This window comes from Leptospira noguchii serovar Panama str. CZ214 (assembly GCF_000306255.2).
GTDB classification, from domain to species: Bacteria; Spirochaetota; Leptospiria; order Leptospirales; family Leptospiraceae; genus Leptospira; species Leptospira noguchii.
In genome coordinates this window covers 351,562-373,164 of the sequence record NZ_AKWY02000021.1, presented here as the reverse complement: position 1 = coordinate 373,164, position 21,603 = coordinate 351,562, and the positions used below count along the sequence as shown (strand labels likewise).

Below are 21,603 nucleotides of genomic sequence, written 5' to 3'. Positions count from 1 at the left end.
ATTAAACTTTTTTTATAAACAAAAACTTTCGGATTTTTATGATTCATCTAAATTTTCTGATCTATAACTAGAGCTTTCCTATAGAGTTGTTGAAGTACAGATTAACAAAACTGCTTCAATTGATCGTTTCCTTAAAGTAGAAACAGATAGAGAATTCATATTCAACAACTCTTATATCAAGTAAAAACCCTTGTCGTATAAAAAGTGTAAGGAACCAAATTTTAGGGGGCCATTTCGTAAGCGTCTTTGTAAGAATAGACTTTTGTACAAACACGATTGAAAAGTTCTTCGTTTTCAACTGGCTTAAAAATCATAGACATACATTTTTCCATTTGTTCCTTCGTGCTGCTTCTTTTAGAATAAAGTTGAAGAGCGTATTTGGAAAAATCACGAACCATAAAATCGAAAATTTGATCCAAAAGATCGTTATCTACTTTTTCAATTGCAGCGTTTTCGATCAAAAGTTGACCATAAGCGACTAACGTAAATAATTCTCCAAGAATTAGCATAAAGTCCAAATCCTTGGACTGTTTAGAATCAGGAGGAGTGGATTTTAAGAATTCTTTAAAAATGAAGATCTGTTGTTTAAAGACGTTAACGTTCGGAAGATCTACACTTGAATACACTTCATTATAATCTCTGAATGTGATTTTTTCAAAACCTTTAGAAGTAGTCCCTTGGTTAAAAAGAAAATCGTCGTTTTTAAAATCATCGATTTTAGGAATTATTGGAAGGGAAGAATTTGGCTCGAAGAAATAATTATTCATGAACTTAATGATCAAAGCCATGTTTACGTGAGCGGTACCTTCCAATTTTGGAAGTCCTCGAATATCCTTGGCCGCCATCTCAAAATACATATTTTTTTCAAAACCTTTTGCAGCGATCACGTCCCAAAGAAGATTGATTACTTCTTCTCCTTGCATCGTAACTTTCATTTTTACCATAGGGTTGAATAGAAGATAACGTCTGTCTGTGGCTGACGCTGATCTCATATAATCCTTAGCCCTTGCCGCAAAAAGTTTCATGGAAAAAAGTCTACAATAGGCGTCCACGAACATCTGTTTAATTTGAGAAAAGTCTGTTACATTACGATTAAATAATTTTCTTTTAGAAGCGTGATTGAGCGCTTCGTAAAAAGAATGAGTACAAATTCCAATGGAGGCCCAGCCCAGATTGTATTTACAAATTGCGATTGTACTGAGAGAAGCGTCCCAGGCTTCTCTGTCTTTGGAAAGGATTTCTTTTTCGGAAATAGGATAATCTTTTAAAGCATATTCTCCCACATAACTCTGAGAGTTGACTACGTTCTGAATCAATTCGTAATTTTTATGGCCGGAGTTGACTGCAAAAAAAACGTAATTTCCGGTATCTTTCATCTTACCAAAAGTGGAAACGATCGCTGCCTTATTGGAATTTCCGATATAGTATTTTCTTCCGTTGGCGATGTAATTGCCGTTACCTTTGTTTTCTAAGGACATATCGCTGGAAATTAAATCTGCGCCGTGTTCTTTTTCGGAAAGACCGAAGGCGAATATCTCACCGTCTAACAATAATTTTGCGGTTTTGTGTTTGATCTCTTCGTTTTTACTGTTCCAGATCGGACCAAGTCCTAACATAGAAACCTGCCAAGTATACCAATAACAAAGGCCGTAAAACCCTGCGATTTCGTTAAAATCGCAGATTCGAGTTGTGTCCCATCTGGAGTCATTTTCTCCGTAACCGGCGGGAGTCATCAAGGTGGCGAAAATTTTTTCGCTCTTTTGAAATTCTAAAAAATCAGAATACCAAGTTTGATTTCTGTCGTCTTCTTTTAGTTTATTTTTTCCTTTCTTTTCAAAAAAGGCGATGGTACGTTTCATGATATTTCTAGATTTTTCATCCAGATGTTTAAATTCGGTTTTTTTAGGGTTCAATAGATCCATAATGATTCATCCTGAAGTAGATAGAATTTCAAGTCGTAGATTTTTTTCAAAATAGAAAACATCTTTAAAAAAGGAATTAAAAAATCTTAAAGTAGTGGAACAAATTGAACCCCACCCTTGGATTTAAAAGACCAATCGTTGAGATTTCTTTTTGCGAAGATCAAAGACTGATCTTGTTTTCCCATCGGGAAAATAAAAATTCCTCCCGGTATCAGAGATTGAAAGTAGGAACTTTTTGTGTCTGGAAGATCCGGAAGCGCCGCGCAAGAAATCATTTTATCAAATTGAAGTTCTGGTTTTAGAATTTCAGTCGCGCTTCCGGTCATAAAACGATTTGTTTGAGTGCAACCCGGATTCCAGCGTTCTAAATTTTGAATGGCGGTTTTAGAAAGAGAATCAAAATACTCAACGGAGAATAACGTGGCTTCTAAAAAAATTAAAACCGCACTTTGATAACCCGAGCCGGTTCCGATTTCAAAGATACGATCTCCTTTTTGTATTTCAAGAAGTAAAGACATCCATGCTACCATAAACGGTTGAGAGATAGTCTGATTATAACCGATTGGAAGGGGGTTATCTTCGTATGCTTGTAAAAAATGAGAATCTGGAACAAAACATTCTCTTGGAATCGAAAGCATTGCGGAGAGAATGTTTTTATCTCTAATTCCTCGAGAAACGATTTGAAGATCGACCATACTTCTTCTTTCTTGTTCGCGAAGAATCGGATTACAGACTTTAGACGAAGAAAACATAATGTCTCCCTAAATAGGTTTGGGAAGAGCGGCTTTGATCTTTTTCGTTGACAGTGTCGATCGTTTTTCTATTCTGTCCCTGAGTTTGGCCTTGTAGCTCAGTCGGTAGAGCAGAGGACTGAAAATCCTTGTGTCGGGAGTTCGATTCTCTCCGAGGCCAGAACTCGTTTCCTTTTTATTTAGCCACCTTTCTTTCTTCCCCTAATTTCCAGAGTTCCAAAAAAACGACTTCGTCTATTACCTTGCAGAGTTCGGGTTTATATAATTTTTTGACTGGAGGTTTTGGATAGATATGAATTTCGTCCGTGTTGGGAATGTAAGTCATCATCTTTTGGATCTGATCTTCTCCTTCCACTTCATACATCGTATAAGACATTCCTTTGGAAGGAATAACTTGTTCCGTTTCTAAATATTTCATTCTAAATCCTTTAGTGTTCCAGCTCTTTTAATACGAAAGAATTTCTTGCTGGATGTTTCTAATAGGTTAATCAAATTCAACGTATTTGTAAAGTAAAAGAATGAATGAAGAAAAGTCACTGATTCTTTTGAGAGGTTTGCCAGGTGCGGGCAAAAGCAGGCTCTCTAAACTTTTATCCGAAAATGGAAAGTATCCGGTTTTTAGTATAGATGACTATTTTACGGATTCTAAAACTCAAGAATACAATTTTGATTATAAAAAAAATCATCTTGCATATAAACACTGCGAAGACTGTGTTCGAAAAGAAGCAGAACGTGGAACCTCTAAAATTTTTTTGGACAATACATTTACACTTTCTTGGGAGATGGAGCCTTACTTTAAAATTGCATTCGAATTGGGATATATAATTTTTGTAGTTACAGTGGAGAATTATCACAACGGAAAAAACGTTCATTCTATCGATGATGAGTCTTTAAAAAAAATGGCCTCAAAGTATAAGGTTCACCTTTTGCCTGAAAGTCTTTTGGAATAAACAGTGGTCTTCTAACTAAATTCGAACTTTATAATTTTATTGATATGTTATATAAGGTAGTACTAGATATTTTTAATTCAAATGTGTTTTTGTGAGAAAGATTCTCGATATATAATTCTGAATACGATCAAAGTTTTCGCCAAATCGAAGTATGACGGTTTTTATTAAGAGTTTGTCCCAAAATCTAAACACCGATCCGTAGAAGAAGGTGTTTGCTGAGTTTTTCGAGCACCCATAGAAGCGAGACGCTTTAGTTCCATAAAAAATGTGGGGAACTACTGCGAAAATTGAACAACATTAGAACTGCTCGAAAGTTTGCAAATTGCCAAATACGACTTAGTTTGTGGAACTACTATATTTTATAATGAATTTACGAAATGATTTGTAACAGATTTCTTTTTCGGTTTTGAAATAGATTCTTTATAGTATTTCTTATAATTAAGTTTTTTTAATATTTAGTGTTTGGATCAAGTTCTCAATTTATTTTTCGCAGGAATAAAATTAGAAGTAGGAATATTTTTTGAGTTTTTAAATAGATAGAAGATGAATCGTAAAATTCTATTTTTGTAAATGTAGAAACATTTCTTTAGAAATTGTATTAAAAACTCAAAAAGTAATTACGTTACTACTCGGATGTATGAAAATAATACCAAAAATTAACAGTCGATTTTACAAAGGTGTAGAAGTTCTTAAAAAATTGTATCTAACTCGGAATTGTTTTTTTGCAGGATTCTAAGTTTTGAGACAAGTTCAGCATCTGAGTAATAAATCGTTTATAACAAAATGTAGTAGTTCCTACATTAGAGTTGTTGAAAAACTAATTCTCTATCAGTTTTCGTTTCATGGAAACGGTCGATTGAAGCAGTTTTGTTGATCGCCACTATGGAATTTTTCAACATTATAATGAGGTGTTAGTGTTAGAAAACTGTAATTTTTAAGTTTTGTAGTAGTTCCCACAAAAACTGTCTCTTGGGTTATGAAAGACTTATTGTACGATGTTAAAAAATGTAATAGTTCCCACATTTTAGAATTTTATCTGTAAAATCCAGATTTATAAAAGCTGAAATGTTTGCGTAAAAATTACGTTAGGTTTAGAGAGTTTAAAACGAAACAAAGTTTGCCTGTTTTGAAAGTAGATCCTAAATTTTTGTCTTTAAAGGATAAGATAGAATAACGTAGACATAAGTAGGATTTTGAAATTCAAACTAAATTTAGACGTTGTTTTTAAAAAATTCTAATTAATACACATCAAAAAGGCGATTCTATAATTTGAGAATTGAAGCGATAAATTTTATATTTACCGAATTCGCGATCAATTTCATTCTACGCAGGACGTTTATATTTTGTTTTGAGTTAAGGATTTGATGATGGGTGGAATAAAATTGAAAGAGCGAGATTTAGATGTTATCAATTCTCCGGAACAAAGAAAACATATTATCGAAAAACATCTACTCAATCAGAGTTTACGCATCAAAGGGGATCCAAATAGGGAAGCGGTTACAATTCAAAAATACGTAGATTCCGGAGAAAAAATCATCGTAGGTCTGTCGGATGAAATTCATTTTTCAGAAAGCGACGAGATCTTATTATATAGGATACTCGCCAAGTATGTACAATTAGAATGTAGTTTTATAAGAAAAACTAGGCCAGGAGTTGCAGAGTTTGTCGTAAATAAAGTATCCATTGCAAAATCCAATCGTGCTTTTCCACGTTATTCAGTTGCAGAGGACGCGGCTCACGTAACTAATATCAATTCTTCTAAAACGGTTATAGATGCGTCTTTATTTAACATTCCTACCTTGGTAAAGGTAAGTTTTGAAGACTATAAAACAAAATTAAAACCGGATCAATTAGGTTTAGTTGAAATAGACGTTTTTAAATCGGATCAAGATGAAAAATTTGAATTGATCAAACGAACAAAAAAATACATTCACATTGAAAACACTTCTCTGGAAGAATCCTATAAATCTAAGTTTGAAAACCAAGTGGATGTGGAAGACGAGATCCACGAAGAAATTCCTTCTTTGATGAGGAAATATAAGGACGAAAAAATAGTTTCAGAAATTATTTATCCTATCATTTATATCAATCATTCTAGACAATCCATTCCTCTCGGTTATATCTGGGTTCGAAACAAAGAAAAACCTCTCGGTAAGAATACCATCGAAAAGCTGGCCGAACTTTCCAAAGAAATGGTCGCTAGGATCAAGGAATCCAACACGGTTTTAACCACTGAAAAATTTCCGATTATCGATATTTCCAACAATGGTATTTGTATTAAGATCACGGAACCTCATCTAATCCAAACCCTTCCTAAACACACTGGATTTGTATTCGACATTTATATCCGTATGCAAGGTTATTTTAAAGTTTTTGGAGCGATCCGTTGGTTTTCTTACGACGAGGTAGGTAACTTGATTTTAGGAATGGAGCTGGTTGCTAAGTCTTCTTTTCCGGGAGAAAGAGAAAAGTTTCATAGAAATGTAGAACTTATCGGTCAGGGAAAATTTACCGGCTTAAAGACGCACGCAATTTGATTTTTATTTACTTAAGTATAGTATAATTTTTGAATCTTTTTTCAGATATAAGGTTGAATCAAACTTATATCAGGCTGTAGTTTCATTTTTTTAGTTTTACTTTTGTAAAATCAATCGGAAAACACAAATCTATTCTATAAAACTTATTATGTGGGAACTACTGCACTAAACCTAAATCCGTAAAATCCACGGGTAAAAATACACTTTATAGATCAGAACCGGAAACCTGGAGCCAGTAAACCGGGTTCTCTGCTTGAGTCTTTTTTCGAAAAACAATTTGGATCGGCGTGATGTAGGATCGAGTGTTATTCTCTAAAACATTGATTTACAATTTTGTATAGGGTCGTGTATCCTCTTTTAGTCACTGTCTTGGATCCAAAATTTGTACCGCCTTCGTCTCTCAGAATTTAAAAAGTGACAAGGTTTCCAAGGCATCTGATCTTAGTAAAAAAATCCCGGGAGATCCGGTCTTTCTCATGAAAAAAACAATCATTCTTTCTCTTTTTATTCTATTTTTAGCCTTAGAATCCTTTCTATTGGCTCAACCCGCGCATAACTGGAATTCGCCTTCCGAAGTAGTCAAACAGGTAAAGAAGAAGTTCAGCGATTTGAATTCCTATAAGGCCGATTTTCAAATTCAGACGGTTTCCAATAAAAAAAGCAAAAATATGAAAGGAGTCTGTCTTTATAAAAAAGGTGGAAGAATCCGGTATCAATTTAACGAACCTTCCGGAGACGAAATCGTTTCGGATGGAAAAACTTTGTATATTTACATCGCTCGTTTGAATGCGGTAGGTAAACAGGATCTTACATTAAATAAATCGAATAAATCCGGGCCAATTTTTTCCAATTTTACGGACGAAGGTCTTTCTAGAATTTTTAGAAAATATCATTATAAGTTCGATTCTATCGAACAACCCCAAACCTCTTCTAAAGACGGGCGTAAATATTTTGTGCTCAATTTAGAACAAAGAGAAAAAATTGGTGGTTTTGAAACGATGTTACTTTATGTGGATGCACAGACGTATTTTATTCAGAAAGCGGTGGCAAGCGACGGAAGAGGAAAAGAAACTACAATCGAATTCTCTAATTTAGAAATCAATCCGGATTTGGAAGACGGACAATTTAACTTTCATATCGGTGGAAACGCAAAAATTATAAATAACCCGCTTGTGTCGGAACAATAGGTCCGAAAAGGAGAGAAACGTTGAATCAAAAAAGAGTTGGGCAGATTCTCCGTGAGGCGAGAGAAGAAAAAAAACTAAGTGTCAAGGACGTCGCTAGAGAAACTAATATTTCCGTAAAATACATTCTGGCTTTAGAAACCGAAGACTATTCTCAGTTTCCGGGAGAAACTTTTACCATGGGATTTTTGAAGAACTATGGAGGTTATCTGAAATTAGATACAGGACAGTTGATCAATTTATATAGAGGAGAAAAGATAGAAGAATCCCAAGCGCCTCTTGAAGAACTGACTCGTCCTACCGCTTCGTATTATACAAAAATTAACGTAGATAAAAACAAAATTTTTACGATCGCATCTGTATTGATCATTCTTATATCTGCGTATCTTATCATTGATAGTTTTATTGGCCCTTCTTCCGATGAAGACTCAGTGGAAGAATCCGGTAAAAAACTAGACATCCCGGAAAACATAGATTTTCTTTCCAGATCCATTCCGGAAAACAGAAGTGAATCTTTTATTCTTACTCCGGATAAAGGAGTTAGTTTTTCGGTAAGCAATCAACAGTGTAAACTCTTTATAGACTCCGTAGAAAAAGGAGGCGCCGTCAACACCGCAGTACTTGCGTTTAACGTTTATCCGGAACTTACCGTATATAAATTTCGTTTGAGCGAAGGACAAGAAAAAATACTCAGTTATACAATTCCGGAAATTTCCAGTCTTAGACGAAACGTTAGAATCATCTCCCAGGCGGTGACTGAAAATTCCGCAAAAGTTTTAGTTACGTTGAGTGAAGAAGAACAAAAGCAGGAAAATAATAACTCAGTCGATAACACAAAAACGTTAGGTGACGTTCCGATTCAAGTGACTCTAGTTTTCAACAAACCTAGTTATGCAGAATTCATTATAGACGGTCAGATGGGATTTCGAGGTCTTGTACAAACGGGAGAAACCAGAAGTTTAGAAGCCAAGGATCGTTTGGAACTAAAAGTGGGGGACGGTTCTGCAGTGGAGATGATTCAAAACGGAAAACCTAAAATCACTTTGGGACGTCCTGGTAAATTAGTGAAGAAAATTTTTGTAAAAACTCAAAATCCTTATGATAGCACACAGTCCATCATCAAGGAGTTGGGAGAATAGGATTTTTTTTGGAGAAGAAGTTCTACATCACCACACTCGGTTGTCCTAAAAATGTTGCGGACTCTATGAGTATGCATCATTCTCTTTTGGAAGAAGGTTTTACTCCCGCCTCTCTTCCGGAAGAATCCGATTTTCATTTTATCAATACTTGTACTTTCATTCAATCCGCTACGGAAGAAACGATCCAGACCATTCTTTCGGCGGCCCAGGTAAAAAAACAAAACCACCAAAAGTTAGTCGTAGTTGGTTGTTTTGCAGAACGTTATCCGGATAATATTCGTTCCGAAATTCCAGAAGTGGATTTGTTTTTTGGAACGGGAAGATACTCACAAGCGGGAAAAATTCTACGAGAAAAATTTCCGGAACTTTCTCCTTCTCAATTGGAGTTTAACGATAGTTTATTAGAAAGATGGAAATTATCTTCCAAAATTGAAAACTATTCTAAACCGTACGCCTATGTAAAAGTTTCGGACGGTTGTAATCGAGGTTGTTCTTTTTGTATCATTCCTTCTTTTCGAGGAAAATTCGTAGAATCTCCGTTAGACGATATTTTGAGAGATACAAATCGTGCGATACTTGCGGGCGCCAAGGAAATCTGTTTGGTTTCTCAAGATACAGTCTATTATGGAAAGGACTCCGAAATACTTTTGGATATGGTTCGTAAAGTTGTAGAGATCGATTCCCTCGAAATTCTAAGATTATTGTATTTGTATCCGGATAAAAAAACCGAAAAGTTGATTCGTCTGATGGGGGGAAATTTCTAAGATTGCTCCTTATTTGGAATCTCCTCTACAACACGTATCTTCTAAAATTTTAAAGTCAATGAACCGAGTCGGGGAAAGTGCCTATTTCAAGGATCTATTTTCTCTTGCCAGGGAAGTCAAACCAGGTTTGGAAATTCGTACTTCGTTTATCATTGGTTATCCGGGAGAAGAACCCGAAGACGTGGATCAGGTTTTACGTTTTATCGAAGATACCAGACCCGAAAAAGTAAATTTATTTTCCTATTCTCCTCAAGAAGGAACCAAAGGCGCCCAACTCAAACAAACCGTTTCCGAAAAGGAAAAATCGAAACGAATCAATCTGATCCGTGATTCTCATCTGGCAATCTTAGAAGAGATACACGAATCTAGAATCGGTCGAACCTACGATGCAATTGTGGATGGAGTAGAAGACGGACAAGCAGTGGTTCGTAGATTCCAAGACGCTCCCGAAATGGACGAAGTAGTTTACGTGGACGACGTTTCTCTCATTCCAGGCCGAATCGGAAAGGTGCGGATCGATTCCTTTTACGAATACGACATGAACGGAACTTGGATATGAACAAGGCTATTTTCAATATTCCTAATATTCTTACGATGTTAAGAGTTGCGGCGGTACCTTTTTTTGTATGGTTTTTATTTCAAAAGGAATTGGAATACCACATTGCGGCTCTGATCCTTTTTTCTGCAGCTTCCCTGACCGATTTGGTAGACGGTTATTTGGCCCGAAAGTGGAACCAGGAAACAGAGTTTGGTAAATTTTTAGATCCTCTCGCGGATAAGATCATCGTTACGGGTTGTTTTATCACATTTATATTTTTACAAGAACAGATAGAATTTTGGATGGTTTGTTTAATCATCGGAAGAGATATGCTCATCACTTCTCTTCGTTATCTTGCGATTCGCCAAGGACAATCGATCCGTACTACAATGCTTGGAAAGGTCAAGACGGTCTTTCAAATGGGAGCTATCGTTTTGATCCTAGTGTTTTTTATTTTGATTTCTAGCAAGAAGAGGATTTTGATCAACGAAACATACGCAACTGGAAAGACGAATGGTCTTACCGTATTTGAAATTGCTACCGACAATGCGATTCGTTTCTTTGGAAATATAGATCAAAATACCGGACTTATCTTCGGCTTAGGGACGTTTGTTCCCTATTGGGGAATGTTGATTACTACCGCGATCACCGTAATTTCCGGAATCCGTTATTTAGTTTCTAATAGTAAAGTTCTTTATCCTTCTAATCTCAAAAGGATGTTTCAAAAAAATGGAACCAAGAGCAGTCGTTCTTAAACTTATTGGACGCAAACATTTAACCGCTTTAGAAGCGGAATCTTTTATGAACCACGTGATGAAAGGAGAGGTTTCCGAAATTCTACTTTCTTCTTTTTTGACCTCAATGCGCTCCAACGGGGAGTCCGTAGAAGAGGTGTTAGGCTGTACTTTGGCACTTCGTAAAAACGCACTCCGACCTAAAACCGTTTTTCCATTTGATCTATTGGATACTTGTGGAACCGGGGGGGACGGACAAGGTACGATCAATATCAGCACTCTTTCTGCGATCGTTTTGGCTTCTTTAGGAGTCAAGGTGGCTAAACACGGAAATAGATCCGTTTCTTCTCATACAGGTTCTAGCGATATATTGACTCGGTTAGGGTATCAAACTGAGACGACTCAAGAAGAAGTGGAAGCTCATCTTGTAAATAGAGGATTTACATTTTTATTCGCTCCTATGTGGCATCCTTCTATGAAATACGCCGGTCCGGTTCGGAAAGAACTTGGATTTAGAACCGTATTCAATATGATCGGTCCACTTTCCAATCCGTTTTCTCCTCAGTTTCAAATTATAGGAGTGTATCAACCGGAATTGATGGAACTGTTCATCAAAGTATTACAATCACTGGGTTTGAAAAGGGCTTTGGTGTGTCATTCGAGGGATGGGCTGGATGAATTTTCAATCTTTCAGACTACAGATTATACTTTTTTAGAAAATGGTGTAATTAGTCGTCATTCGTTTGATCCTAAGGTTTTAGGACTTTCTTCTTTAAACAAGGAAGAGGTATATGCTTCTTCCAGCGATCACGCAGAAATTTTGGCGAGAAAGGTTTTGAATTCGGAACCGATTGCGGGAACACACGCGGTGGCGTTAAATGCAGGAGCAGGACTTTTTGTAATGGGAAAGGTAGAAACGATCGAACAAGGGTATCAGATCGCCAAAGAAGCCATTCTTTCCGGAAAAACAAAAAAGTATTTCGAAGATTTAATTTCCAAAGAGTAAACGAGAAAAATACTGGTAAGAATTTGACGAAAAGAACCGAACAGGAAAGTAAACGATGACATTTGATATTTTACTACAGTTGGCTCAGGCCGCCGGAGAAGGGGACAAATCTCCTTTTTCTACTTTGCTTCTCATCCCTATCATGCTTGTGATCATGTATTTCCTGGTCATTCGTCCTCAAAGGAACGAAGAAAAAAAACGTAAGGAAATGATAGATAGTTTGAAAAAAGGAGACGAGGTAGTCACTTCTTCTGGAATTCACGGAAAGGTTGTAGAGATCAAAGACAATAACGAAGTAGTCGTTCTGAACATCGCTAAAGATACCAACGTATCTTTTACCGCGAGTACGGTTCTAAAAAAGAAACAACAAACGGACAAATGAAAAAAATTTCGGTCTTAATTCTAATCTTTTTATTTTTAGGGAATTTGGCGTTATTTTCTCAGGATGGGGAAGAGATCGACTTTTTAGAAAAGGTCACGGAACCTAAAAAGACAGTTAGTAAAAAATCTTCTAATACGTCTGGCGTTTCTTCGGGGACTTCCACTCCTAAAAAAAAGGAAAAGAAAAGATCTAAAAAGAAAAGATCTAAAAAATCTCATTCTTTCGTTCCAAACAATTTGGAAGAAACCCAAAAGAAAAATGTAATACCAAACAATAACGAAACTTCTTCTGGAAATAATAATTCTAATTTGAATTCAGGTTCTTCCAATACACAGGTGATTGAATCTGGAAATGTAGATGAACAACGTGCAAACGCTTCTAAAATAGATTCTAAAGATTTACCAAAACCGTATTGGGTTAATGAAGAAGTTCAAATTCATCCTAACAATTTGCCTGGTTATACTGTTTCTCAAAAATCGGAACAAAGTGGTTCTTCTTTTGGGAGTGGGCTTTCCGAAATACTCAAGTTAGGCGAAGACAAAAAAAAAGAAGAGAACAAAAAGAAAATTCAGGAAGTACAAAAATCAGGTTCTTTTACCGGGTTTATTTCTGAGTATAAAAAGCCTATCATCATAGTTGTATTTATTTTATTATTTGCTTTATATCGATTGAAAGCGGGTAAGTCTCGCGGAAGTTCCAGCCGCAAATCCCCGGTTACGATCAATAAAATGAGAAGAGATTAGGAGTTTCCTTTGAAGTCTGCGACATGGATTTTTTTGCCGCTTTTAATTATTTTGGCGGCCACAGTGATACTTTATCCCAACTTTGCGACTAGGGAGTTGGAACTTGCGATCAGAAAAGAATTTATTTCTATTCCTCCGGAACAAAAAAAAGCAATCCTTTCCCGTTTTGAAGAACGTTGGAACCGAGAATATAAACAATCCGATTGGATCATTTCTCCTTCTCCTTCCGAACTTAAGGATGAATCTTTCCTTTTGGTTAAAGGAAGATTTATCACTTCGGCAAAGATCAACCAAATCTCTCAGGAAAATCCAGAACTGATTTTAGAAGCCAAGAACAAACTTCGACCTACCTTAGTAGAAGAGTGGATCACAAAGGGACGTCCTTTAACGATCAAATTAGGTCTGGACTTGCAGGGTGGAATGAGAGTTGCGATGAAAGGAGATTTTGAAGACTACTCTTCTAAATTACGAGAAAGTTATATTAAAGAAATTGAAAATTTAAACAAAACTGTAGCGGACCCTTCTACAGACGAAAAGGAAAAGAAAAAAGCCCAGGATCGTTTGAGTGAAATTGAAAGTTACTTTGAACTTTCTCCGAGTCGCAAACTTTTAGAATTAGAAAAAGCGAAACTGATCATAGACAATCGTTTAACGAGCCAAAACTTGACCGAACCTCAGGTTCGAATTCAAAAGGATCAGGATTCCATCGAGGTTTCACTTCCGGGTGTAACCAATTCTTCCCAAATTTTGGAAATCATTCAAAATACTGAAACCGTGGAGTATCGTTTGGAAGAACCGGAAAACTCTGCTGGAAACGGTTTGACATATGCTACTATCATTCAACAGGAAGAAAATAGGCTTCTCGAATTGAAAAGAAGGGAAGAAACGGATATAGTAGAATATCAGAATATTATAAAACAAAAACTTGGAAAAGCCGAACAGGATAAGTTTCTGCAAGGTTTAGAAGAAAAGTATAAAATTCCTAGAGACAAATACAGAGTTTTTGCATATTGGGCCAGGGGAAATCATCAAAACTCTCCTTTACTTCCTCGAAAGTTTGTCGTTTTAGAAAAAGCGATCGCTTTGGACGGAAGGGATATGAGAGACGCAAGACCTTCTTTTGAAAATAATTCTTTTGGATATATCGTTTCTTTTACTTTGACTAGCAGCGGGGCTGAAAAATTCTTTGAGATCACTTCCCAAAACAAAGGTAGAAATTTAGCTATTGTTTGGGGAGATAAGGTAGTATCTGCTCCAACGATCCGAAGTGCGATCGCTGGAGGTGTGGCTCAAATAGACGGTTCTTTTACAAAAGAGGAAGCCGTTGATCTTGCGAACGTGATCAGCGAAGGTGCGCTTCCAATTCCTTTGAGAGTTTTAGAAATGAGATTTATCGGACCTACTCTTGGGATTGAGTCTATCGAAGTGGGAATGAAGGCGGTTCTGATCGGATTTGTTTTAGTCATGTTCTATATGATTTTAATTTATCGTCTTTCCGGTGTGGTAGCGAACATCGCACTTTTTGCGAACATTGTGATCTTGAGTGCGCTTCTTTCTTTGATGGGATTTACTTTGACCTTGCCAGGTTTTGCAGGAATCATTTTGACTGTAGGTATGGCGGTGGACGCTAACGTGATTATCTATGAAAGGATCAAAGAAGAATTACGTGCGGGTAAGTCCGCAACTGTCGCGGTGGCGCAGGGATTTGACAACGCGTTTTGGACGATCATAGATAGTAACGTAACTACTTTGATCTCTGGGATTTTGATGATTCGTCTTGGAAACGGTCCTATCAAAGGATTTGCGATTACTCTGTGTTGGGGAATTGTCACTTCTCTTTTTACATCCTTGTTCTTAAGTCGTTTGGTGATGGATCTTTTGGTCAATCGTTTAGGAGTTCAGAAACTCCAACTCGGCTTTAAAAAATTGGAGTCCTAAAAGAATGTTTGATTTTATAAAATATAAATATGTTTCGATTTGTATTTCTCTGGCTCTGATCGTATTCGGTTTTGCTTATACGTATACGGTTCATGGAGGTTTTGCCAACTCCTTGGATTTTAACGGAGGCCTTAGAGCTGTAGTCGAGTTTGATCAAAATACGGACCGTAAAAAGTTGGAAAACTACTTTGCGGAAAATAAGATCGAGGCAGTACTTCTACTTTTGGATAAGGAAAAAAATCATTATCAAATCGATATAGGTTTAGGTTCCGTAGATTCAATTTTACTAAAATACAGAGAAAAGAACGGATTAAAACCTACGGATAAGGTGGAACTTTCCGGAATCGACGCTTTGATTTCGATTTTGATCGCAGATTTTAGAATTGATAAGAATAGAATACTCAGCGCTAACCAGGTAGGTGCCATCGTAGGAGGAGAACTTTCCTCTACTGGAACCACTTTGTTAGGGCTTACGATGGCGATCATACTTGCCTATATCAGTTTTCGATTTCAATTTAAGTTTGCTTTGGGAGCGATTTTGGCTTTGACGCACGATCTCATTTTGACTGTTGCGTTTATAGGATTTTTTCAAATTAAACCGAGTGTTCCAATCATAGCCGCCTTATTAACGTTACTCGGATACTCTATTAACGATACGATTGTAGTATTTGATAGAATCCGGGAAAATGCCGCTGGAAATTTGAATCAAACTTTTGGACAGACGATTAATTCGGCAATCAATCAAACTCTGGGAAGAACGTTTAACACTTCTTTTGCGACTTTGATTTCCATCATAGCGATTATCATTGGAGGAGCAACCGAACTATTTGATTTCGCTTATGTTCTCACCTTTGGAATTATTATCGGAACGTATTCTTCTATTTTTATCGCGGCTCCTCTTGTAGATATTTATGACCAAGTTATACGAAAGGCTCGTGGCTGATGACTTCCCTCCCGGAAAAATTTCGGGAGGAATTGCGTAAACTTTCCTTTTTATCTATGGGGGAAAGTTCCCCAAACCCGCCTGTCTCTTGCCTTATTACGGATGTTGAAAACAAAAGAATATTTGCCAAAGGCAGAACTTCGCCTACCGGTGGACCACACGCGGAAAGAAATGCATATTATGAATTTGTAAAGAATGGGTATTTATCAAAGCCACATAACGTGTGGGTGACCCTTGAACCTTGCACACATCAGGGTAAAACCCCTCCTTGTTTAGATTTAATTTTGGAACATAAACCAAAAACGCTCTACTACGGTTTAAAAGATTCAAATCCTCTCGTTCGTAAAAGCGATGGTTTGGAAATTTGTAGAAACGCTGGAATTCAAGTGGTTTCAGATTTTAGTTTAAAAGAAATTGCGGAAGAAAGTTTATTTGGATTTATTTCTAGAATCGAAAAACAAAAACCTTCTATGATTATCAAATCGGCAGTTTCTAAAGAAGGTTTTTTTACCACCAAGGATAAAGCTACAGTTCGACTTTCTGGAAATTTATCAGATCGCCTAACTTCTATTTTGCGAGCAAAATGTGACGCAGTGCTTATTGGGCCCAGGACTTTGTTCCAAGACCTACCTGGTTTAGATTTTAGGATTGGGGGTAATTGGTCTACCGATTTGGGAACTATTCAGGAAAACATTTTTGGGGAAAACAATGGGTTTGAGATAAGTCGCTCGTTTGAAACGGGAGTTGATTTGGAACGGACAGGAGTTTTAAAGTTTGAGTACGGGCCTTATTTTGATAAAGTAGATAAGATTGAGGATTTGGAATTCAGTTCAAAAATTACGAATATTTCAAATCAGGGAAGAACTTCCCGATTTTTAAAAAATATTTTAAAATATGGTTTTAATCCGGAAATTTCGGAAATTCATCGTAGAAATCAAGAAAGTTATCAACCATATCGTGTTTTTATTATATTCGAAGAAAAAAATATACCAGAAGCTTGGATCGAAAAACAAAGAAGAATCAATACAAAAAACGATTCTAAAAAATGTCTCTTTTTTTTGAAACGAAACGAATCGTTCAGCAAAAAAATCATGGAATTGCTTGAGTCTTTAACGGAGAACGAAATTTATACATTTGATCCGGAAACTATGGCAGAGGAATGTCTGAACGTTTTATCTTTAATAGGAGTCAATCTTATGCTGGTAGAAGGTGGAAATCTGATGTATGAAATTTTTTCTTCTAAAATGAGAGATGACGATTTAATTTTGAAAATTCAATCTACTTTTACCATACCGGAAGGTATAAAACCCAAGTTGATTACGAATTCTGAAACCTTAATTTGGAAAACGAATGTCGGAAAAGACATTTGGGAGGTGCACGGATGTTTACCGGTTTAGTCGAAACTACTGGAAGGATTTTTGAAATTCAGGAAACAACCGAAGGAAGAGGTTTTTTAATCGAGACTAAATGGATTCTCCCTGATCTTAAGTTAGGTGATTCGATTGCGGTGAATGGTTGTTGTCAAACTGTTACTGAGTTTTATGAGGAAGGGAATCGTTTTCGTTTTTATGCCAGTTTTAAAACATTAGAACTTACTAATTTCAAATTTCTTAAAAAAGGGGAAGAAGTAAATTTAGAGAGAAGCGCACTTCCTTCAACTCGTTTAGGGGGGCATTTAGTAAGTGGCCATGTGGATGGGGTCGGAAAAATTCTAAACAAAGAAGAAAGAGAAAGCGGAAATGTAATTTGTTATACGGTTAGAAATGATTCTTCTCTTTCGAAATACATCGCTCCGAGAGGAAGTATTACAGTGGATGGAATTTCGTTGACCGTAGTTGATTCTCGTTCCGATACATTTGATCTGATTTTGATTCCGGAAACTCTCAAAAAAACGAACGCTAAATATTGGAATTCTGACACGGTTCTAAATTTAGAGATAGATCTTGTGGCTCGTTATTTGGAGCAATTACTTAAGTTTAAGTAATTTTTTTAGAGTTTATCCGTAAAATTGAAGTTTTGCGGTAGTTAAGTCACATTACAAATTTTTAAACAACTCTATTTACTTTTTGTATGAGTTTTTACATTTTACGAATCGATCGGTAAAATTCAGCCCCAATTCTTTTCAGAAAAATGAATTCCTTACTCCGAACTCGCGTTACTTACTCGAACGAGTAAAAATAATACCAAAAATAAATAGTCATTTTACAAAGATGCACAGGCGTTCCACAAATTAAATCTAACCTTTTCTGAGAGAAATTTTATTGTTAATTTTTTGGGATAATATTGTACGTATTCAAATTTAGAATTTTAGAAAATTATAAATTTCCGTTTGTGTTCTGTAAAAGTGTAGTTTTGTTGGAAGTAATCTCAATTTTACGGATAAATTACTACTTTAGAAAAGTGATTTTTGGACTGAACTTGTCTTAAAAATGTTTTTCGGAGGTTATTTAGGGTTCATAAAAATACAATCATTCTTACAAATTACGTCTCCTTTCTATGTTTAAAAGTTTTTGTGTTGTAAAAACTCGAATTTAGAAATTTTGTTTTTATGAAAATAAAGTCTAAACGTTATATTGTTTTTGAAAAGAGAATGATAAACTTAATATTTAAGTTTCTGTAGCCAAATTTTAGTCCAATAGAAGAGATGGTAAGAATAAATCTATGATTCAACCCATTGAAAATGCAATCGAAGAAATTAAATCCGGTAAAATGATTATACTGGTGGATTCGGAAGATCGAGAAAACGAGGGGGACCTTGTAGTTGGGGCCGAATTTGCGGATAAGGAAAAAATCAACTTTATGGCCGCTTTTGGGCGCGGTTTAATTTGTATACCTATGGAAGTCGAACGTCTTAAAAAATTAGGACTGAATCGGATGGTAGACGATTACTCCCTAGGAGATAAACATGGAACTGCGTTTACCGTTTCAGTGGATGCCAAACATGGAACTACCACTGGAATTTCTGCACAGGATAGAGCGATTACGGTTCAAGTTCTTTTAGATGATAAAACCGTTTCAGCCGATTTGATGCGTCCTGGTCATTTATTTCCTCTCCAAGCGGTACCAGGCGGGGTTTTAAGAAGGGCGGGACATACCGAAGCGGCGGTAGATCTTTCAAAACTTGCAGGTCTGTATCCTGCGGGTGTTATTTGCGAAATTATGAACGACGATGGGACTATGGCCCGTCTTCCTGATTTGGAAAAATTTGCAAAGAAACACGGACTGAATATTTATACAATCGAAGATTTGATCCGTTATCGAAGAGCCAAAGAAAATTTAATTCGTTTAGAAGTGGAATCTAAATTACCTACTGAATATGGAGAATTTACGATCCGAGCGTATTCTACTCTAATAGACGATAAGATTCACGTTGCCTTGATTAAAGGAGATATTAAAAAAGAAGAAACTACAATGGTCCGGGTGCATAGCGAGTGTTTGACTGGAGATATTTTTTCAAGTAACCGTTGCGATTGTGGACCTCAGCTTCATTCTGCTTTAGAAATGATTTCTAAAGAAGGAAAGGGTGTTCTTCTTTATATGAGGCAGGAAGGAAGAGGAATCGGTCTGATCAATAAATTAAAAGCTTATAATATTCAAGATAAAGGATATGATACGGTTGAGGCCAACGAAAAACTAGGTTTTGCACCGGATCTTAGAGATTATGGAATCGGAGCCCAAATTTTGAGAGAAATAGGCGTAGGTAAGATGAAGATTTTAACGAATAATCCTCGTAAAATTGTAGGTTTAGACGGTTACGGATTAGAAGTGGTGGAAAGAGTTCCGATCGAAATTCAACCTGGTTCCGACAACCATGGTTATCTAATGACTAAAAAATTAAAGCTTGGCCATATGTTAGGTCTTGGCTGAATTTAGTTTTTTGATTTTGGTTCTTTCATTTTTAGAAGACTGATTATCGGCCTTTGTTTTAAGAGTATGTTTGTCCTTATTTACTTAACGTAATCAAACCTGGGCAAATCGTGTGGTTTTCCCGAATCGTTCTCGAATGATGAACTGAATCAGTATGGTATAGTGAACCATTACAATCGAGCGGTATAAATCCAAAACCACTTGCGCTTAAATAGCCCAGATAACGCCATGCTGATTGTTGTCTTTTTCACATCTGTAGACACAGAACCTTGGGAAGGCACAATTAAAGGTATCCTGAAAAAAACTTGACCTTAGTCGTTTTTTAAATTTCAAATTGCTCAAGATATGATGTTGTATTACGTAATTGATTACTTAACCAATCCATCCATTGAAGATGACGACGACGGTCCATTTTTGGAAATTCACGAGGAGCTTGTTAAAAGACCGGAGTCAATAAACTGGCATATGGGAAAGCGTTTTGATACTGACATAACAGTTCCTATAGAAATTCCCGTTTCTCCGCGTTTTGATTATGATGGACCACCTCCCGATTTTTTTGACGGCTCGATCAGTCTCTTATCTCCAAGACTCGCTAAAATTTTACAAGACAACGGGGTGAATAATTTAGATCTTTACGAAGTTGTTTTAATATACACGGATTCCGGTACACGGCTCAAACATTATGCCTTTAATATTACGACTAAGGCATCTGTTATTGATTTAAAAAAATCTAATATAGAAAGTTATGATGGAAACTATTCCAGTGATTCGAGTATCCGAGGTTTTGCAGTGAATGAGAATAAAATACAGAACCTTCCTCTTATTTTTCGGTTAGAGGAGAACGTAATGACCGTATTAGTACACGAACGTATCAAAAATGCGATCCATGCAGCGGGGATTAATTCGTTCGCTTTTGTCGAACCGAAAAATTGGATCCAGTTATAGAATTTGAAATGCTCATTTGAGTTTACGATTAAGTAAATAGAGTTGTTGAAAAATTCCATAGCGACGATTAACAAAACTGTTTTAATTACCGTTTCCATAAAACCGAAACAGATGGAGAATTAATTTTTCAACAACTCTAATGTTTAAAAATTTATAATGTGACTTAAAATGTGGGAACTACCGCAAATTTCGATCTTACGAACCAATTTTAAAATTGTAGGGAATTTATACTTTTAAAGAATTTTTTCTCGTCGGACTTACATTATTTACGAAATTTCTATAAAGAGTCTATTCCAAAAATTGCCGAGTGAACCTATAAACGATATGTTTTCATTTTACAAAAATGTGGGAACTCATACAGTAACTATAATATTAAAAAATAGTAAATATGGTGGTTTCTGTGGGAACTAACACTTTTTGTTAGGGATTCAAAGAGGGTTGATTATAAGCTTTTGGGACAAGTTCAAAATCTAAAAACAATAATTGCCCAATCAAATTTTTGGATTAACTTGTCGTTTTGCTGTTCTCATAAAAAACTATTTTATAGAGATTTTTTTATGGTTTTTGAAGCAAGTTCTGCTAAATAAAGCAAATAGTGTTACCAACGACTTGAGAAGAGATTGGTCTCATCCCAGGACCAATCAATTGATAATTATGAAGGATATAAAATCTTTTTAATCATACAGAAAACCCTTATTTATTCTAATGACTATTAGGTTAATATTATAACATTACATCATTGATACGATACTTTTGGAAGTTGCAGTGTGATGATTCAAAGAAATTCATTTGCGATTGATGCTAGTTGTTGCTCAAGATCCCAGTTCTCCGGTCTTTGGTCCGGTTCTTTCCAGGCGTATCCACTCCGTTCCCATTCTTTTCGCCAGTTTCTTATTCCTGCAAGTGAGCTGTCTTGATATCCAAATTCGCATCCACAACAAGAACAATATGTGAAATCCGGAGATTTCCCATCTGCGCCCCAAGGAAAATATCCAGCGTTAAACCCACAAATTCGACAACGGGAATATGTTTTCATTTTATTTTTTGCATCAAAAAGTGATTTGCTGTTTTGAGATCGTATTAAATTACAATTGAATTTTCTCTTCTCCAAAATTTCATGAACTAAATTAACATGCGTCAAGGAAATATTTTGAATTAATGACGGGAACCCTAATCTACTTATTAAATGACCATCGATATAACCTTTATCTTTCAAATAATTTAGTTCGTTCAAAACACGATGATGATTCCCTTTTGTA

General features: G+C 36.1%; 18 protein-coding genes, 1 tRNA gene and 1 pseudogene. 16 read left to right on the top strand and 4 right to left on the bottom strand.

What is annotated here, in order from left to right:
- Positions 1–221 precede the first annotated feature (221 nt).
- Together LEP1GSC059_RS11980 and LEP1GSC059_RS11975 are read right to left on the bottom strand one after the other, a co-directional pair.
- The gene (locus LEP1GSC059_RS11980) at positions 222–1,922 is read right to left on the bottom strand and encodes an acyl-CoA dehydrogenase family protein (RefSeq protein WP_002180330.1); all 1,701 of its coding nucleotides are present in this window, start codon (positions 1,920–1,922) and stop codon (positions 222–224) included.
- A gap of 86 nt (positions 1,923–2,008) precedes the next feature.
- Positions 2,009–2,674 carry a protein-L-isoaspartate O-methyltransferase family protein gene (locus LEP1GSC059_RS11975; protein ID WP_017215846.1) on the bottom strand — a complete coding sequence of 222 codons (666 nt, stop codon included), beginning with the start codon at positions 2,672–2,674 and terminating at the stop codon, positions 2,009–2,011.
- An 87-nt stretch (positions 2,675–2,761) separates the two neighbouring features.
- Here LEP1GSC059_RS11975 and LEP1GSC059_RS11970 point away from each other — a divergent pair.
- Positions 2,762–2,834, top strand: a tRNA-Phe gene (locus LEP1GSC059_RS11970).
- A gap of 15 nt (positions 2,835–2,849) precedes the next feature.
- Here LEP1GSC059_RS11970 and LEP1GSC059_RS11965 read toward each other — a convergent pair.
- The gene (locus LEP1GSC059_RS11965) at positions 2,850–3,092 is read right to left on the bottom strand and encodes a hypothetical protein (protein WP_002152925.1); all 243 of its coding nucleotides are present in this window, start codon (positions 3,090–3,092) and stop codon (positions 2,850–2,852) included.
- Positions 3,093–3,192: 100 nt separating this feature from the next.
- Between LEP1GSC059_RS11965 and LEP1GSC059_RS11960 the strand changes: the two genes are divergently transcribed.
- The 15 genes and pseudogenes from LEP1GSC059_RS11960 to LEP1GSC059_RS11890 all read left to right on the top strand — a co-directional run bounded on the left by LEP1GSC059_RS11960 (position 3,193) and on the right by LEP1GSC059_RS11890 (position 20,344).
- Complete coding sequence (locus LEP1GSC059_RS11960) at positions 3,193–3,624, top strand: AAA family ATPase (RefSeq protein ID WP_017215845.1); 432 nt, start codon at positions 3,193–3,195, stop codon at positions 3,622–3,624.
- Positions 3,625–4,991: 1,367 nt separating this feature from the next.
- A complete protein-coding gene (locus LEP1GSC059_RS11955; protein ID WP_002180336.1) occupies positions 4,992–6,161 on the top strand; it encodes a DUF1577 domain-containing protein in 1,170 nt (389 codons plus the stop codon).
- Between the two features lie 476 nt (positions 6,162–6,637).
- Complete coding sequence (locus LEP1GSC059_RS11950) at positions 6,638–7,348, top strand: LolA family protein (protein ID WP_002180318.1); 711 nt, start codon at positions 6,638–6,640, stop codon at positions 7,346–7,348.
- Between the two features lie 20 nt (positions 7,349–7,368).
- The gene (locus LEP1GSC059_RS11945; RefSeq protein ID WP_002180291.1) at positions 7,369–8,484 is read left to right on the top strand and encodes a helix-turn-helix domain-containing protein; all 1,116 of its coding nucleotides are present in this window, start codon (positions 7,369–7,371) and stop codon (positions 8,482–8,484) included.
- Between the two features lie 8 nt (positions 8,485–8,492).
- A pseudogene (gene rimO, locus LEP1GSC059_RS24230) lies at positions 8,493–9,807 on the top strand (30S ribosomal protein S12 methylthiotransferase RimO).
- Complete coding sequence (gene pgsA, locus LEP1GSC059_RS11935; RefSeq protein WP_002180350.1) at positions 9,804–10,541, top strand: CDP-diacylglycerol--glycerol-3-phosphate 3-phosphatidyltransferase; 738 nt, start codon at positions 9,804–9,806, stop codon at positions 10,539–10,541. The pseudogene rimO and the gene pgsA overlap by 4 nt, the downstream one beginning before the upstream one ends.
- Positions 10,516–11,526 (top strand): anthranilate phosphoribosyltransferase, encoded by a 1,011-nt coding sequence (gene trpD, locus LEP1GSC059_RS11930; protein ID WP_020980853.1) that lies wholly within the window; start codon positions 10,516–10,518, stop codon positions 11,524–11,526. The genes pgsA and trpD overlap by 26 nt, the downstream gene beginning before the upstream one ends.
- Positions 11,527–11,581: 55 nt before the next feature.
- Positions 11,582–11,908, top strand: coding sequence for a preprotein translocase subunit YajC (gene yajC, locus LEP1GSC059_RS11925; protein WP_002180319.1), 327 nt, complete (start codon positions 11,582–11,584; stop codon positions 11,906–11,908).
- Positions 11,905–12,651 carry an SRP-less Sec system protein gene (locus LEP1GSC059_RS11920; protein WP_020980805.1) on the top strand — a complete coding sequence of 249 codons (747 nt, stop codon included), beginning with the start codon at positions 11,905–11,907 and terminating at the stop codon, positions 12,649–12,651. The genes yajC and LEP1GSC059_RS11920 overlap by 4 nt, the downstream gene beginning before the upstream one ends.
- A gap of 9 nt (positions 12,652–12,660) precedes the next feature.
- Entirely contained in the window at positions 12,661–14,589 is a 1,929-nt protein-coding gene (gene secD, locus LEP1GSC059_RS11915) for a protein translocase subunit SecD (protein WP_002180314.1), read from the top strand.
- Positions 14,590–14,593: 4 nt separating this feature from the next.
- Entirely contained in the window at positions 14,594–15,532 is a 939-nt protein-coding gene (gene secF / locus LEP1GSC059_RS11910; RefSeq protein ID WP_002180328.1) for a protein translocase subunit SecF, read from the top strand.
- Entirely contained in the window at positions 15,532–16,929 is a 1,398-nt protein-coding gene (locus LEP1GSC059_RS11905; protein WP_002180332.1) for a bifunctional diaminohydroxyphosphoribosylaminopyrimidine deaminase/5-amino-6-(5-phosphoribosylamino)uracil reductase RibD, read from the top strand. Before secF ends, LEP1GSC059_RS11905 begins: the two co-directional genes overlap by 1 nt.
- On the top strand, positions 16,914–17,516 hold the full coding sequence (locus LEP1GSC059_RS11900; RefSeq protein WP_002180286.1) for a riboflavin synthase: 603 nt from the start codon (positions 16,914–16,916) through the stop codon (positions 17,514–17,516). The genes LEP1GSC059_RS11905 and LEP1GSC059_RS11900 overlap by 16 nt, the downstream gene beginning before the upstream one ends.
- Positions 17,517–18,193: 677 nt before the next feature.
- The gene (locus LEP1GSC059_RS11895; RefSeq protein WP_017215842.1) at positions 18,194–19,399 is read left to right on the top strand and encodes a bifunctional 3,4-dihydroxy-2-butanone-4-phosphate synthase/GTP cyclohydrolase II; all 1,206 of its coding nucleotides are present in this window, start codon (positions 18,194–18,196) and stop codon (positions 19,397–19,399) included.
- Positions 19,400–19,750: 351 nt separating this feature from the next.
- Positions 19,751–20,344 (top strand): imm11 family protein, encoded by a 594-nt coding sequence (locus LEP1GSC059_RS11890; RefSeq protein ID WP_036027211.1) that lies wholly within the window; start codon positions 19,751–19,753, stop codon positions 20,342–20,344.
- Positions 20,345–21,119: 775 nt separating this feature from the next.
- On the opposite strand, the gene LEP1GSC059_RS24225 is transcribed toward LEP1GSC059_RS11890, so the two are convergent.
- Positions 21,120–21,560, bottom strand: a complete 441-nt coding sequence (locus tag LEP1GSC059_RS24225; RefSeq protein ID WP_235592116.1) for a hypothetical protein — start codon at positions 21,558–21,560, stop codon at positions 21,120–21,122.
- Between the last annotated feature and the right edge of the window lie 43 nt (positions 21,561–21,603).

Bases quoted from the DNA above. Each gene is read 5' to 3' on its own strand.
- LEP1GSC059_RS11980 (WP_002180330.1), bottom strand. From the start codon at position 1,922: ATGGATCTATTGAACCCTAAAAAAACCGAATTTAAACATCTGGATGAA.
- LEP1GSC059_RS11975 (WP_017215846.1), bottom strand. From the start codon at position 2,674: ATGTTTTCTTCGTCTAAAGTCTGTAATCCGATTCTTCGCGAACAAGAA.
- LEP1GSC059_RS11965 (WP_002152925.1), bottom strand. From the start codon at position 3,092: ATGAAATATTTAGAAACGGAACAAGTTATTCCTTCCAAAGGAATGTCT.
- LEP1GSC059_RS11960 (WP_017215845.1), top strand. From the start codon at position 3,193: ATGAATGAAGAAAAGTCACTGATTCTTTTGAGAGGTTTGCCAGGTGCG.
- LEP1GSC059_RS11955 (WP_002180336.1), top strand. From the start codon at position 4,992: ATGGGTGGAATAAAATTGAAAGAGCGAGATTTAGATGTTATCAATTCT.
- LEP1GSC059_RS11950 (WP_002180318.1), top strand. From the start codon at position 6,638: ATGAAAAAAACAATCATTCTTTCTCTTTTTATTCTATTTTTAGCCTTA.
- pgsA (WP_002180350.1), top strand. From the start codon at position 9,804: ATGAACAAGGCTATTTTCAATATTCCTAATATTCTTACGATGTTAAGA.
- trpD (WP_020980853.1), top strand. From the start codon at position 10,516: ATGGAACCAAGAGCAGTCGTTCTTAAACTTATTGGACGCAAACATTTA.
- yajC (WP_002180319.1), top strand. From the start codon at position 11,582: ATGACATTTGATATTTTACTACAGTTGGCTCAGGCCGCCGGAGAAGGG.
- LEP1GSC059_RS11920 (WP_020980805.1), top strand. From the start codon at position 11,905: ATGAAAAAAATTTCGGTCTTAATTCTAATCTTTTTATTTTTAGGGAAT.
- secF (WP_002180328.1), top strand. From the start codon at position 14,594: ATGTTTGATTTTATAAAATATAAATATGTTTCGATTTGTATTTCTCTG.
- LEP1GSC059_RS11905 (WP_002180332.1), top strand. From the start codon at position 15,532: ATGACTTCCCTCCCGGAAAAATTTCGGGAGGAATTGCGTAAACTTTCC.
- LEP1GSC059_RS11900 (WP_002180286.1), top strand. From the start codon at position 16,914: ATGTTTACCGGTTTAGTCGAAACTACTGGAAGGATTTTTGAAATTCAG.
- LEP1GSC059_RS11895 (WP_017215842.1), top strand. From the start codon at position 18,194: ATGATTCAACCCATTGAAAATGCAATCGAAGAAATTAAATCCGGTAAA.